Source organism: Microbacterium sp. K24 (assembly GCF_004794465.1).
In the GTDB taxonomy this organism is placed as follows: Bacteria; Actinomycetota; Actinomycetes; order Actinomycetales; family Microbacteriaceae; genus Microbacterium.
Window position 1 is genome coordinate 173089 of sequence record NZ_SSDJ01000138.1, and the last position, 13556, is coordinate 186644.

Annotated in this window: 12 protein-coding genes and 2 tRNA genes; 3 read left to right on the forward strand and 11 right to left on the reverse strand. The window is 67.6% G+C overall.

Going from position 1 to position 13556, the window contains the following annotated elements:
- The first annotated feature begins 23 nt into the window (after positions 1-23).
- Positions 24-2075: a M3 family metallopeptidase gene (locus tag DW306_RS15440; RefSeq protein ID WP_136056471.1), complete on the forward strand. Its 2052-nt coding sequence runs from the start codon at positions 24-26 to the stop codon at positions 2073-2075.
- A 29-nt stretch (positions 2076-2104) separates the two neighbouring features.
- On the opposite strand, the gene clpX is transcribed toward DW306_RS15440, so the two are convergent.
- The 11 genes from clpX to DW306_RS15495 all read right to left on the reverse strand — a co-directional run bounded on the left by clpX (position 2105) and on the right by DW306_RS15495 (position 11959).
- The gene (gene clpX / locus DW306_RS15445; RefSeq protein WP_136056472.1) at positions 2105-3373 is read right to left on the reverse strand and encodes an ATP-dependent Clp protease ATP-binding subunit ClpX; all 1269 of its coding nucleotides are present in this window, start codon (positions 3371-3373) and stop codon (positions 2105-2107) included.
- Between the two features lie 186 nt (positions 3374-3559).
- On the reverse strand, positions 3560-4012 hold the full coding sequence (locus DW306_RS15450) for a DUF4304 domain-containing protein (RefSeq protein WP_136056473.1): 453 nt from the start codon (positions 4010-4012) through the stop codon (positions 3560-3562).
- 21 nt (positions 4013-4033) lie between these two features.
- Complete coding sequence (locus tag DW306_RS15455) at positions 4034-4885, reverse strand: aldehyde dehydrogenase family protein (RefSeq protein WP_136056474.1); 852 nt, start codon at positions 4883-4885, stop codon at positions 4034-4036.
- A complete protein-coding gene (locus DW306_RS15460; RefSeq protein WP_136056475.1) occupies positions 4882-6324 on the reverse strand; it encodes an aldehyde dehydrogenase family protein in 1443 nt (480 codons plus the stop codon). Before DW306_RS15460 ends, DW306_RS15455 begins: the two co-directional genes overlap by 4 nt.
- 12 nt (positions 6325-6336) lie before the next feature.
- Entirely contained in the window at positions 6337-7338 is a 1002-nt protein-coding gene (gene deoC / locus DW306_RS15465) for a deoxyribose-phosphate aldolase (RefSeq protein ID WP_136056476.1), read from the reverse strand.
- Positions 7335-8270, reverse strand: a complete 936-nt coding sequence (locus tag DW306_RS15470) for a sugar-binding domain-containing protein (protein WP_240747219.1) — start codon at positions 8268-8270, stop codon at positions 7335-7337. The genes deoC and DW306_RS15470 overlap by 4 nt, the downstream gene beginning before the upstream one ends.
- Positions 8271-8422: 152 nt before the next feature.
- On the reverse strand, positions 8423-9064 hold the full coding sequence (locus DW306_RS15475; protein WP_136056477.1) for an ATP-dependent Clp protease proteolytic subunit: 642 nt from the start codon (positions 9062-9064) through the stop codon (positions 8423-8425).
- 20 nt (positions 9065-9084) lie between these two features.
- Positions 9085-9681 (reverse strand): ATP-dependent Clp protease proteolytic subunit, encoded by a 597-nt coding sequence (locus DW306_RS15480; RefSeq protein ID WP_116636734.1) that lies wholly within the window; start codon positions 9679-9681, stop codon positions 9085-9087.
- A 79-nt stretch (positions 9682-9760) separates the two neighbouring features.
- On the reverse strand, positions 9761-10261 hold the full coding sequence (locus DW306_RS15485) for a tetratricopeptide repeat protein (RefSeq protein WP_342670862.1): 501 nt from the start codon (positions 10259-10261) through the stop codon (positions 9761-9763).
- 77 nt (positions 10262-10338) lie between these two features.
- Positions 10339-11823, reverse strand: a complete 1485-nt coding sequence (gene tig, locus DW306_RS15490; RefSeq protein ID WP_136056479.1) for a trigger factor — start codon at positions 11821-11823, stop codon at positions 10339-10341.
- Between the two features lie 62 nt (positions 11824-11885).
- A tRNA-Pro gene (locus DW306_RS15495) sits at positions 11886-11959 on the reverse strand.
- A 140-nt stretch (positions 11960-12099) separates the two neighbouring features.
- Here DW306_RS15495 and DW306_RS15500 point away from each other — a divergent pair.
- Both DW306_RS15500 and DW306_RS15505 read left to right on the forward strand, forming a co-directional pair.
- A tRNA-Gly gene (locus DW306_RS15500) sits at positions 12100-12170 on the forward strand.
- Between the two features lie 118 nt (positions 12171-12288).
- A complete protein-coding gene (locus DW306_RS15505; protein ID WP_136056480.1) occupies positions 12289-13521 on the forward strand; it encodes a hypothetical protein in 1233 nt (410 codons plus the stop codon).
- Positions 13522-13556 lie beyond the last annotated feature (35 nt).

A 13556-nucleotide genomic window follows, 5' to 3' on the forward strand; every position in this document is an offset into this window, starting at 1 on the left:
CCTCCGATGGCTAGGCTCGGAGCATGACCGACGCCTCGAACCCGCTCCTCCAGCCGTCCTCGCTCCCCTACGGCCTCCCGGACTACAGCGCGATCCGTCCCGAGCACTATCTGCCGGCCTTTCGGGCGGCTTTCGAGGAGCACCTCCGCGAGGTCTCCCGGATCACGATGGTGCGCTCGATGCCGACCTTCGAGAACACCATCGAGGCCCTCGAGCGCTCGGGCGAACTGCTCGATCGGGTGTCGCACGCGTTCTACACCGTCAGCTCCGCAGACGCGACTCCCGCGATCCAGGCCGTCGACGAGCACCTCGCTCCCCTGATGGCCGCCCACCAGGATGCTGTCGCTCTGGACAGTGCGCTGTACTGGCGGGTGCAGCAGGTCCACGATCAGCTCGATCATCTCGACCTCGACGCCGAGCAGCGATACCTCGTGGAACGCCACCATCGTGAGATGACTCACGCCGGCGCGGCGCTCGACGACGAGGCCAAGGCCCGCCTCACGCTCCTCAACCAGCAGCTCTCCACCCTCAGCAACACGTTCGAGCGGAACCTGCTGAACGACACGAACGACCTGGCCGTGGTGTTCGACTCGGCGGCCGAGCTCGAGGGCCTGAGCGCGGGCGAGCTCTCCGCGGCGGCGCGCGCGGCAGAGGATCGCGGGCTGCAGGGCAAGCTCCTGATCGCCCTGCCGCTCTTCACCGGTCACCCGTATCTGGCCCAGCTGCGCGATCGGGAGTCGCGGCGGCGCATCCTGGCAGCATCCCGGGCACGCGCCTCGAGGGACAACGCGAACGACAACCGTCCGGTGCTCGTCGAGATCGTCCGCCTCCGCGCGGAGCGCGCTCGGCTGCTCGGGTACTCGTCGCATGCCGCCTACGTCACCGCCGATGAGACCGCCGGGAGCCCGGAGGCCGTCGAGCGGATGCTGCGCCAGCTCGCTGCCCCCGCTGCACGCAACGCCAGGGCGGAGCGCGAGGCGCTCCAGGCGATCGTCGATGAGACCGAGAAGGCACCGTTCCCGATCGAGGCGCACGACTGGGCGTACTACACCGAGAAGGTCCGCAGCGCCCGCTACGACATCGATTCCGGTGCCCTCCGCCCGTGGTTCGAGGCGGAGCGAGTGCTGCAGGACGGCGTCTTCTTCGCCGCCACCCGGCTCTACGGGGTGACGTTCACCGAACGGGTCGACCTCGTCGCCTACCACCCCGGTGCGCGCGTGTTCGAGGTCAGCAACGCCGATGGCAGCCGCCTCGGCCTGTACATCCTCGACCTCTACACCCGCGACTCGAAGCGCGGCGGGGCCTGGATGAATCCGATCGTCAGCCAGTCGCGCCTGCGGGGAACGGCCCCGGTCGTCGTCAACAACCTGAACGTGCCTCTTCCCGGCGACGGAGAGCCGACACTGCTCACACTCGATGAGGTCACGACGCTGTTCCACGAGTTCGGGCACGCACTGCACGGACTCTTCGCCGAGGTCACCTACCCGCATTTCGCCGGCACCAACGTGTTCCGGGACTTCGTCGAGTTCCCGAGCCAGGTGAACGAGATGTGGATCCTGTGGCCCGAGGTCCTCGACAACTACGCCCGGCACTTCGAGACCGGGGAGCCGCTCGATCCCGCGATCGTGGAACGTCTGCGCGCGACCGAGACGTTCGATCAGGGGCATGCCACGAGCGAGTATCTGGCTGCCGCCTGGCTGGATCAGGCATGGCACCGGATCGACACGCACACGGAGATCGACGACGTGCCCGCCTTCGAGGCAGCGGCTCTGGCCGACATCGGTCTCGACGAACCGGCGGTCCCCACGCGGTACTCGTCGACCTACTTCGCGCACGTGTTCTCGGGCGGATACAGCGCCGGGTACTACTCCTACATCTGGAGCGAGGTGCTCGACGCCGACACGGTCGACTGGTTCCGCGAGAACGACGGCCTCACGCGCGAGAACGGCGACCGTTTCCGGGATCGGCTCCTCGGCGTCGGCGGATCGAAGGACCCGCTCGAGGCCTACCGCGACTTCCGAGGACGCGACGCCGAGATCGCGCCTCTTCTGAAGCGACGCGGCCTCGAGGCCTGAGGCGACACGTCACTCAGTACTGATCCGCGTCACGCGCTCTTGCGCTTGCGCTCCATCACGATGGTGGGCGGCGCACCCTCGTCGACGGCGGCGCGGGTCACGATGACCTTCGCGACGTCTTCGGCGGACGGGATCTCGAACATGATCGGACCGAGCACGTCTTCGAGGATCGCACGGAGCCCACGGGCACCCGTCTTCCGTTCGACGGCGAGGTCGGCGATCGAGCGCAGGGCCTCTTCGTCGAACTCGAGCTGGACGCCGTCGAGCTCGAACATGCGCTGGTACTGCTTCACGAGGGCGTTGCGGGGACCGGTGAGGATCTCCATCAGCGCATCCTGATCCAGCGGCGACACGTTCGTGACGACGGGCAGACGACCGATGAACTCGGGGATCAGTCCGAACTTGTGCAGGTCTTCCGGCAGCACCTCGCTGAAGAGGTCGAGATCCTTGGTCTTGTCGTGGAGCGGAGCGCCGAACCCGACACCGTGCTTGCCGACCCGCGACGAGACGATGTCTTCGAGACCGGCGAACGCTCCGGCGACGATGAACAGCACATTCGTCGTGTCGATCTGAAGGAACTCCTGATGCGGGTGCTTGCGCCCGCCCTGCGGCGGGACCGAGGCGACCGTGCCCTCGATGATCTTCAGCAGCGCCTGCTGCACGCCCTCACCCGACACGTCGCGCGTGATCGACGGGTTCTCGGCCTTGCGGGCGATCTTGTCGACCTCGTCGATGTAGATGATGCCCTGCTCGGCGCGCTTGACGTCGTAGTCGGCGGCCTGGATCAGCTTGAGCAGGATGTTCTCGACGTCTTCACCGACGTACCCGGCCTCGGTGAGCGCCGTGGCGTCGGCGACCGCGAACGGCACATTGAGGCGCTTCGCGAGCGTCTGCGCGAGGTACGTCTTGCCGCAGCCCGTCGGTCCGATGAGGAGAATATTGCTCTTCGCGATCTCCACCTCTTCGGCCTTCTGCTCGGCCGTCTGCAGAGTGCCGTGCGCGCGGACGCGCTTGTAGTGGTTGTACACGGCGACGGCCAGAGCGCGCTTCGCAGGCTCCTGGCCGACCACATACTCCTCGAGGAACGAGAAGATCTCGCGCGGCTTCGGCAGCTCGAACTCGGCGACGCCTTCGGCGGACGACTCCGCCATGCGCTCCTCGATGATCTCGTTGCACAGCTCGACGCACTCGTCGCAGATGTACACACCGGGGCCAGCGATGAGCTGCTGCACCTGCTTCTGGCTCTTTCCGCAGAACGAGCACTTGAACAGGTCAGCGCTTTCACCGATACGGGCCATGCGCGTCCTCCTATGGGGGATCCAGAGATCGTCCTTCGAGCCTAACCTCTGCGTGCGACACAGGGCCGCATTGGCGCGTACCGGTCTGGCAACGAGCCGGAACGGCAAGAGGCCGGGTGCGCAGTCGCCTGCGCACCCGGCCTCCGATGGTCTCGGTTCAGACCATGCTCTTCGTGTGCCAGACGGTTATGACGGGCTCGGCTCGCTCGTCATCCGCGACATCATCGCGGGTAGCACGACGTCTACGATCAGGTCGGTGAGTTCAACCGCCAACTGACGTCGGCGAGTACCACGATTGTCTAGCTCCCACCAATGATGGTCGCCGTCGATCAGTTGCCCTGCGCGCACCTGCCAGAACTGGCCAGCGCGCCCATAGTGAGTATTCGGAGAAGGTTTGGCTGGATACTGCCTCTCCACACGCTCCGCGTTCCACACCGCCTTGGGGATGACCTGAACGTTGATCGTCAGTTTCGAGAGCGTGCTGGTGCTCGCGGTGGACGTCTGAAAACCGATTTGGGCGAACCAATCCGGGTCCGGAATCGCGAATGACCGCTCTGTTCCGCGGAAGCCCGCGGCACGGAGGATCGGAGCGATATCCTCACGGAGCAGACATCGAACCTGGTCCTGAGCAGTCGTCATCGGAGCGTCCTCCAACTCATATCAAACAAGACTCTTCGTGTGCCACACCGTCTTGACCTCGGTGAAGGCACCGATGCGCTCGGGCGAGGCGACGACCTCTCCCGGTGCGATCACGCGCTTCAGCGTCTCCGCCGCGGCGATCTGCATGTCGACCCAGTCCAGGTCGCCGGCACCCGCGAGGTCGAGCGCATTCACATCCTGGTGCGAGGCGAGCCACGGAGCGACCTCCGCCGGCGACCCGGTGAGCACGTTGACGACTCCCCCGGGCACGTCGCTCGTCGCCAGCACCTCGGCGAGGCTGATCGCAGACAGCGGATGCTGCTCGCTGGCGATCACGACGACGGTGTTCCCGGCGACCAGCGCCGGGGCGACCACCGAGACGAGCCCGAGGAGCGCGGAGTCCTGCGGCGCCACGATCGCGACGACGCCGGTCGGCTCCGGCACGGAGATGTTGAAGTACGGTCCTGACACGGGGTTCGCGTTGCCCGCGACCTGCGCGTACTTGTCGCACCACCCGGCGTACCAGACCCAGAGGTCGATCGCCGCGTCGACCTGCGCGGCGGCCGCGGAGGACGAGCCGCCCTCCTGCGACACGATCTCGTCGATGAACTGCGCACGACGGCCCTCGAGCACCTCGGCCACCCGGTACAGCACCTGACCGCGGTTGTACGCGGTCGCTCCTGACCAGCCCTTCACGGCGGCACGTGCGGCGACGACCGCATCGCGGGCATCCTTGCGCGAGCCCTTCGCGGCGTTGGCGAGGAACGCGCCCTTCGGCGAGAACACCTCGTAGGTGCGGCCCGACTCGCTGCGCGGGAACGCCCCGCCGATCGCGAGCTTGTACGTCTTCGGAACGCTCAGACGCTTGCTCATGCTGCTGCTCCCTTGAGGTAGGCGGTGAGACCCTGACGTCCGCCCTCGCGGCCGTATCCGGACTCCTTGTAGCCGCCGAACGGGCTCGACGGGTCGAAGCGGTTGAACGTGTTCGCCCAGATCACCCCGGCGCGGAGGCGGTCGGCGACGGCGAGGATGCGAGACCCCTTGTCCGACCAGATGCCGGCGGAGAGACCGTACGGCGTGTTGTTCGCCTTGGCGATCGCCTCGGCCGGTGTGCGGAAGGTCAGCACCGACAGCACCGGGCCGAAGACCTCGTCGCGGGCGATGCGGTGCGAGGCCTCGACACCGGTGAAGATCGTCGGCGCGAACCAGAACCCCTTCTCCGGAATGACGCAGTCCGCGGTCCAGCGCTCCGCGCCTTCGGCCTCGCCGATGTCGCTGAGCTCACGGATGCGCGCGAGCTGCGCCGCCGAGTTGATCGCGCCGATGTCGGTGTTCTTGTCGAGCGGATCGCCGAGGCGGAGCGTCGACAGGCGGCTCTTGAGGCGATCGATGACCTCGTCATGGATCGACTCCTGCACCAGAAGCCGGCTGCCCGCGCAGCAGACGTGCCCCTGGTTGAAGAAGATGCCGTTCACGATGCCCTCGACCGCCTGGTCGATGGGCGCGTCGTCGAAGACGATGTTCGCCGCCTTGCCGCCGAGCTCGAGCGTGAGCTTCTTCTTCGTGCCCGCGACCGCCTTGGCGATGTCGCGGCCGACACCGGTCGAGCCCGTGAAGGCGACCTTGTCGACGTCGGGGTGCCGCACGAGCGTCGCGCCGGTGGAGCCAGCACCCGTGATGATGTTCACGACGCCCGCAGGAAGGTCGGCCTGCTGGAGGATCTCCGCGAAGATCAGGGCCGTCAGCGGCGTGGTCTCGGCCGGCTTCAGCACGACCGTGTTGCCGGCGGCCAGGGCGGGCGCCAGCTTCCACGCGAGCATCAGGAGCGGGAAGTTCCAGGGGATGATCTGGCCTGCGACGCCGAGCGCACGCGGGTCGGCTCCGAGCCCGGCGTAGTCGAGCTTGTCGGCCCAGCCGGCGTAGTAGAAGAACCAGGAGGCGACGAGCGGAACGTCGACGTCGCGGCTCTCCTTGATCGGCTTGCCGTTGTCGAGGCTCTCAGCGACGGCGAGCTCGCGGGCGCGCTCCTGCACGAGGCGCGCGATGCGGAAGAGGTACTTGCCACGGTCACGGCCCGACATCTTCGACCAGGTCTTCTCGTAGGCGCGGCGGGCGGCAGCGACGGCGCGGTCGACGTCGTCATCGCTCGCGGTGGCGATCTCGGCGATGCGCGACTCGTCGGCGGGTGAGATGGTGCTGAAGCTCTTGCCGGAGCCGTCGACGAACTCGCCGTCGATGAACAGCCCGTAGCTGTCCTTCAGGTTCAGGATCGCCTTCGACTCCGGTGCGGGAGCGTATTCCAGGAATGACATGTTCGATTCCAGTCAGTCGATAGTGACGTAGTCGGGGCCGGAGTAGTGGCCGGAGCTGAGCTTCTGACGCTGCAGGAGCACATCGTTGAGCAGGCTCGATGCGCCGAAGCGGAACAGGTGCGGCTGCAGCCATTCCTCTCCGACGGTCTCGGCGACGGTGACGAGGTATTTGACGGCATCCTTCGATGCGCGGATGCCGCCGGCGGGCTTCACGCCGATCTTCTCACCCGTGCCCCGGTACCAGTCGCGGACCGTCTCGAGCATCAGGAGCGTCGTCGGAAGGGTGGCCGCGGGCTGCACCTTGCCTGTCGAGGTCTTGATGAAGTCGCCGCCGGCGAGGATGCCGAGCCAGGAGGCGCGCTTGATGTTGTCGTAGGTGTTGAGCTCGCCGGTCTCGAGGATGACCTTGAGCGAGGCGTACGATCCGTCCTCACGACGGCAGGCTTCCTTCACCTGCGCGATCTGGTCGAACACGAGACCGTAGCGCCCCGACAGGAATGCTCCGCGATCGATCACCATGTCGATCTCGTCCGCACCCGCTGCGACCGCCTCGGCGGTGTCCGCGAGCTTGATCGCGAGCGACGAGCGACCGCTCGGGAAGGCCGTGGCGACGGCGGCGACCGAGATCAGACCATCATCCGGGTCTCCGTGCAGGGCGCCGAGCGCGGTGACCGCGTCGCCGACCATGTCGCCGTACACGCAGACGGCGGCGACGCGCGGCGTCGACGGGTCGGCGGCATCCGGGTTCTTCGCCTTCGCGACCAGTGAGCGCACCTTGCCCGGGGTGTCTGCACCCTCGAGCGTGGTGAGGTCGATCAGCTTGATGATCGTGTCGAGCGCCCACGCCTTCGACGTGGTCTTGATCGATCGCGTGCCGAGCCCGGCAGCGCGCTGCTCGAGCCCCACCGCGTCGACGCCCGGAAGGCCGTGCAGGAAGCGCCGGAGGGTGGCGTCGTCCGGCTCACCGCCGAGAACGTCCACCGCCGTCCTGCGGCTGAGTTCTTTGGTCGTCACTGTTCCTCCAACAATGCTCGTGCTGTGGTCTCATCGGTCACCAGAACGCCGCACAGGCCGCTGGTCACGACTGTGCGGGCGATGTCGTGCTTGGCCGGGCCCGCGGTGACGAAGATCGCCCGCTTGGCCCCGCGCAGCGTGTCGAGCGAGACGCCGACCGTGCGCGCGTCCAGCTGCGAGTCGACGATGTTGCCCTCGGCGTCGACGTAGCGCCCGAGGACGTCGCCGACGGCGCCGCGACGTGCGAGCTCTTCGACGTCCTCAGCAGTGAGGTAGCCGTTCTCGACATGGGCGGATGTCGCGTCGCAGGGCCCTGCGGTGAACAGGAAGGCCTGCGCCTCTGCGGCCTCTTCGAGGATCGCCGCGACGGTGCGGTCCGCCTCGATGGCCTGCTTCGTCTCGACGCGCTCGAGGATCGCCGGACTCGGCAGCAGCGACACATGGCCGGAGGCCCGTTGCGCGATCGTCACGGCGAGTCCGGCCGCACCGCCGGAGCGGCGGTTGAGGCTGACGCCGCCGTTCAGCTGCACGACGGTGACGCCGTTCGCCCAGCCGTCGGGCAACGCCTCCGCGACCGCCCGCAGCGTGCGCCCCCAGCTCACGCCGAGCGTGCGCGGTGCGGGCCGAAGAGCGGCGAGAAAGTCTGCGGCCGCCTGAGCGACGCGTTCGAGCGTGCCGTCATCGCCATCGGGAGCGGGCACGACGACGGCATCCGCCAGACCGAACCGCTCGACGAGCAGACGCTCGAGTCCCAGCCGTCGGGCGCGCGGATGCACGATCTCGATGCGGACGATGCCGCGTTCGCGCGCTTGGGTCAGCAGACGGCCGACCTTCCAGCGGGAGATCTTGAGGAGTCCGCCGATCTCGTCCTGTGTCTTGTCCTCGTCGTAGTACAGCTCGGCGACGCGGACCATGAGCAGATCGTCTTCCACGGCATCCTCCTTCCTCCTCCAGCGTACGTCGGGATCAGCGTTCGCGCACCCTGTTGCTCATATGCGCAGTCCGGGCAACGCCGGTTGCACATCCGCGGGAATGAGAAAAGGGCGCCCGTCGCGATGACGGGCGCCCTTCGATTCCGACCTGCTCAGACGCGCTTGCGCGTGGTGAGCACCTGGTCGACGATGCCGTACTCCAGTGCCTGTGCGGCCGAGAGGATGTTGTCGCGGTCGATGTCGCGGTTGACCTGCTCGACGGGCCGACCCGTGTGCGCAGCCATCGTCTCTTCGAGCCACGTGCGCATGCGGAGGATCTCCGCGGCCTGGATCTCGATGTCGGATGCCTGCCCCTGGCCGGCCTCGCCCATCGCGGGCTGGTGGATCAGCACGCGGGCGTTCGGCAGCGCGAGGCGCTTGCCCGGCGCGCCGGCTGCGAGCAGCACGGCGGCAGCCGAGGCCGCCTGACCGAGCACGACCGTCTGGATCTGCGGCGCGACGTACTGCATCGTGTCGTAGATCGCCGTCATGGCCGTGAACGAGCCACCGGGCGAGTTGATGTACATCGTGATGTCGCGCTCGGCGTCCTGGCTCTCCAGCACGAGAAGCTGCGCCATCACGTCGTCGGCGGATGCGTCGTCGACCTGCACGCCCAGGAAGATCACGCGGTCTTCGAAGAGCTTGTTGTACGGGTCCTGGCGCTTGAAGCCGTAGGCCGTGCGCTCCTCGAACTGCGGGAGCACGTAACGGCTGGACGGCAGGTTTCCTGCGGATTGGAAAGTGGGGGTGTACATGGTGTCCTCTCGAATCCGGATTACTCTGCGTCGTCCGCGGTGCCGCCGCCGCCGGTCACATCGCTGGCGTGCTCGCGGATGTGGTCGACGAAGCCGTACTCGAGGGCCTCCTCGGCGGTGAACCAGCGGTCGCGGTCACCGTCGGCGTTGATCTGCTCGACCGACTTGCCGGTCTGACCCGCCGTGATCTCGGCGAGGCGCTTCTTCATCGAGAGGATGAGCTGCGCCTGCGTCTGGATGTCGCTCGACGTTCCGCCGAACCCGCCGTGGGGCTGGTGGAGCAGGACGCGCGCGTTCGGGGTGATGTAGCGCTTGCCCTTCGTGCCGCTCGTGAGCAGCAGCTGGCCCATCGACGCGGCCATGCCGATGCCGACGGTGACGATGTCGTTCGGCACGAACTGCATGGTGTCGTAGATCGCCATGCCCGCGGTGATCGAGCCACCGGGCGAGTTGATGTAGAGGTAGATGTCCTTCTCTGAGTCTTCCGCGGCGAGAAGAAGGATCTTCGCGCAGATCTCGTTGGCGTTCTGGTCACGCACCTCTGAACCAAGCCAGATGATGCGATCCTTCAGCAGCCTGTCGAAGACGCTCGTCGCGACAAGGGGTTCTGCAGCCATTTCAGCTCCTGTTTCCGTGTTCGTGCTTCGAATCTACCGGCGACGGCGCGGCACTCAGGCCGTGTTCGCCGTCGGCATATCAGGTGTCGGAGTCCGCGATCTCGTGCGCGTAGGCGGTCATCGACCGGTGGTAGCGCGGGAGGTGCGGCACGAGGGCGAGGAGCGCCACCGAGAGTCCCTGCGCGGGGCGACCGGCGCTGGCGAGGATGAGCGCGTGCACGGTCGCGACCGCATCGCGGTAGGGGCCGTCCGCCGACAGCTCCTCCTCGGCGCGGATCACCTCGAGCGCCTCGTCGTACTCACCCAGGTTCCGCAGGGAGCTGGCCAGCTGGATCACGCACTGCGGACGGTGCTCCTCGTCCAGCCCGAGGGAGAGCGCACGACGATACAGGACCACGGCCTCGGCCGGTCGCCCGGCCGAATCCCGCGCACCCGCCCGCTCGAACTCCGCCCGGGCGTGGTCGGACCCGCGCTCGGCCGCGAGGGCGTCGATGCGCGCGATCGTATCGTCGCCGACCTCGTCGCCGGCGGCATCCGCCCACACGTCTTCGATCCGCTCGTCCCAGGTCTTCATTCTCATCTCTCCTTCGATGCTCGCCCCGATGCGAAAGAGGGCGGATGCCGCAGCATCCGCCCTCTTCACTGGATCGTGTCCGATCACTCGGCCTTGTCAGCCGCCTTCTTGGCCGGAGCCTTCTTGGCAGCCGGCTTCTTCGCGGCGGGCTTCTCCGCAGCGGGCTTCTCCGCAGCCTCGGCGTCGTCGGCCTTCTTGGCCGGAGCCTTCTTGGCAGCGGGCTTCTTCGCTGCGGGCTTCTTGGCGGGCTTCTCCTCGGCCGGAGCCTCGTCGGCTGCCTCTGCCTCGTCGTCGGTGACGATGAAGTCCGACAGATCGACGGTCTTGCCGTTCGTGTCGACGACCTTCACCTTGCCGAGGGCGATCGCGAGGGCCTTGTTACGGGCGACCTCGCCGACGAGCGCCGGCAGCTGGTTCGACGACTGCAGCGCCTCGACGAACTCCTGCGGAGCCATGCCGTACTGCGACGCCGACTGGATGAGGTACTGGCTGAGCTCCTCCTGCGAGACCTGAACGTCGGCCTGCTCGGCGATCGTGTCGAGCAGCACCTGCGTGCGGAACTGCTTCTCGCTCGCCTCGGTGACCTCGGCGCGGTGCACGTCGTCCTCGAGACGGCCTTCGCCCTCGAGGTGGTTGTGCACCTCGTCCTCGATCAGCTGCGGCGGAACCGGGATATCGATCTGCTCGAGCAGCGTCTCGACGAGCTTGTCGCGCGCGGCGGAGCCCTGCGTGAAGACGCCCTGCTGAGCGACGCGCTCGGCGAGGCTCTCGCGGAGCTCGGCGATCGTGTCGAACTCGCTGGCGATCTGAGCGAAGTCGTCGTCGGCCTCGGGAAGCTCGCGCTCCTTGACCGCCTTGACCGTCACAGAGACCTCGGCCTCGGAGCCGGCGTGGTCGCCGCCGACCAGAGCGGAGCGGAACGTCGTGTCCTCACCCGCCGTGAGCGACTCGATCGCGTCATCGATGCCCTCGAGCAGCTCGCCGGAGCCGATCTCGTAGGAGACGCCCTCGGCGCGGTCGATCTCGGTGCCGTCGATCGTGGCGACGAGGTCGAGGTCGACGAAGTCGCCCTTCGCGGCCGGACGGTCGACCGGGACGAGCGTGCCGAAGCGGGCCCGCATGTTCTCGAGCTCGGCGTCGAGTGCGGCCTCATCGGCCTCGACGGCGTCGACCGTCACGGTGATGCCCTCGTAGGAGGGAATCTCGATGTCGGGACGCACGTCGACCTCGACGTCGACGAGCAGGTCGCCGGAGAAGTCCTTCTCGTTCGGCCACTGCGTGATGTCGGCCGCCGGACGACCGACGACGCGCAGCTTGTGCTCGGCGCTCGCCTCGCGGAAGAACTTGTCGAGGCCCTCGTTGACGGCGTGCTCGATGACCGCGCCGCGACCGATGCGCTGGTCGATGATCGGGGCCGGGACCTTGCCCTTGCGGAAGCCGGGGATCTGGACGTCCTGAGCGATGTGCTCATACGCGTGAGCGATGCTCGGCTTGAGGTCGTCGGGGGTGACCGTGATGCTGAGCTTGACCCGGGTCGGGGTCAGCTTCTCGACGGTGCTGTTCGCCATGCTGGTGTGTTCTCCTTGTTGTCTCCGCGAGTGAACGCGGCTGTCAGGCTGAAGATGCCGTGTCGGGGCGACAGGAGTTGAACCTGCGACCTCCCGCTCCCAAAGCGGGCGCTCTACCAAGCTGAGCTACGCCCCGGGGAATCCGCGCGCAGATTCAGCCCCATCGAGTCTAACGGACAGGAGCACCCCTCACCGTCCGGTATGATCGATGACGCCGGAGTTCCGACTCCGGTCCGATCCCCGGGTCACTGAGACTGTCGACGTGCACCGGGATTCGGGGCTGTAGCTTAGTGGTAAAGCCTTAGTCTTCCAAACTAATGATGCGGGTTCGATTCCCGTCAGCCCCTCCCCTTTCAGAAGGCCCCCACCGCACGGTGGGGGCCTTCTCGCATACTCTGGCAGTGCCGACGCATGCAGTGCCGACGCATGCAGCACCGACCGTGAGGCCGATCGAATGAGGACGACGTGACCGCTCTCCCCCCGCCAGGGCCCGACACTCCGGCATTCCTGCCCCTGGGCGGACACGAGCTGTCCGCACGCTTTTCCGGCGGCGGAGCGTCGACGGCTCCCCCGCGGAAGCCGCGGAGGAAGCGCACGGGCCTCGTCCTCGGCCTCGTCGGCGGAGCCGCTGTGATCGCCGCGCTGTCCATCACCCAGGTCTCGGCCAGCCTCGGCTATGACACCGCCGCCGAGAATCATGCGGATGCTATCGCCGCCGCGAACAGTGAGAAGTCGCAGCTCCGCACCGAGAACACCGATCTGCAGACCCTCATCGACTCTGCGGGGCTGATCCTGGCCAGCGAGAACGAGGCCATCGTCGCCCCGCCCGAGACCGAAGAGGCGCTTGCGAGCGCGGTGACGGATGCGCAGGATGCTGCGGCGGAGGCCGACGAGCTGATCGCGGCCGACGTTCCCGCGGCCGGCGAGAAACCCACCTGGTTCTGGGAGCTCTTCGGCGCGAGCTCGGAACTCGAGAAGGACGGCGACGACGCCCGTGCGCTGGCCGACGCCCTTCTCGCCGAGGCCGCCGACGTCCTCACGGCCTCCGACGCCGTCACCGAGAGCGGAGTCGCTCTGCTGACCTCGGCAGGCGAGGCCGCGACCGCGTTCGAGGCCGCTCACCTCTCCGCGCGCAACGACGCCGTGATCGGACTGCGCGAAGCGGCGACCGCGGCGATCGCCACGACGACCATCGACGACGTCGCGGTCACCACCTACAGCACTCTGCAGAGCGCCGCGGCGCTGGTCGTGTCGACCGAGGCGGAGGAGCTCGCCGAGAAGTCCGGGCCCCTGATGAACGCCCGGCTCGAGATCGAGGCCTTCGCACGGGCGCTCGCTCCCGGCGTGCTGCTGGAGTTCGACTGGGCCCCGGTCGTCAACGGCGCGGGGTACAACGGCAGCATGGGCGGTTACACGACCTGGTGGTGGGACGATCCCGGCCGTTCGGTCATCCAGCTGTCGAACTCCGTCGCCGAGCAGTGGCCGGCCGACCGCAGCAAGGCGCTCGTCGCGCACGAGGTCGGACACGCGATCAGCGTCAAGTGCGAGGACATGTACGACTCGTCGACGCAAGACAGCATCGAGAAGTGGGCGACTGCCTGGGCCATCAGCATGGGATACACCGACGACGCGAACGGCGTCTGGGCCTACGGCTACCCGCCGCAGAACTACATCGACGCCGCCGCCGGATGCCGGTGAGTCGGCGCCCGTGAAACGAAGAAGCCGCCGCGATC

What these genes read in the sequence shown, in the direction of transcription:
- DW306_RS15440 (WP_136056471.1), top strand. Translation starts at nt 24, where the DNA reads ATGACCGACGCCTCGAACCCGCTCCTCCAGCCGTCCTCGCTCCCCTAC.
- clpX (WP_136056472.1), bottom strand. Translation starts at nt 3,373, where the DNA reads ATGGCCCGTATCGGTGAAAGCGCTGACCTGTTCAAGTGCTCGTTCTGC.
- DW306_RS15450 (WP_136056473.1), bottom strand. Translation starts at nt 4,012, where the DNA reads ATGACGACTGCTCAGGACCAGGTTCGATGTCTGCTCCGTGAGGATATC.
- DW306_RS15455 (WP_136056474.1), bottom strand. Translation starts at nt 4,885, where the DNA reads ATGAGCAAGCGTCTGAGCGTTCCGAAGACGTACAAGCTCGCGATCGGC.
- DW306_RS15460 (WP_136056475.1), bottom strand. Translation starts at nt 6,324, where the DNA reads ATGTCATTCCTGGAATACGCTCCCGCACCGGAGTCGAAGGCGATCCTG.
- DW306_RS15475 (WP_136056477.1), bottom strand. Translation starts at nt 9,064, where the DNA reads ATGTACACCCCCACTTTCCAATCCGCAGGAAACCTGCCGTCCAGCCGT.
- DW306_RS15480 (WP_116636734.1), bottom strand. Translation starts at nt 9,681, where the DNA reads ATGGCTGCAGAACCCCTTGTCGCGACGAGCGTCTTCGACAGGCTGCTG.
- DW306_RS15485 (WP_342670862.1), bottom strand. Translation starts at nt 10,261, where the DNA reads ATGAGAATGAAGACCTGGGACGAGCGGATCGAAGACGTGTGGGCGGAT.
- tig (WP_136056479.1), bottom strand. Translation starts at nt 11,823, where the DNA reads ATGGCGAACAGCACCGTCGAGAAGCTGACCCCGACCCGGGTCAAGCTC.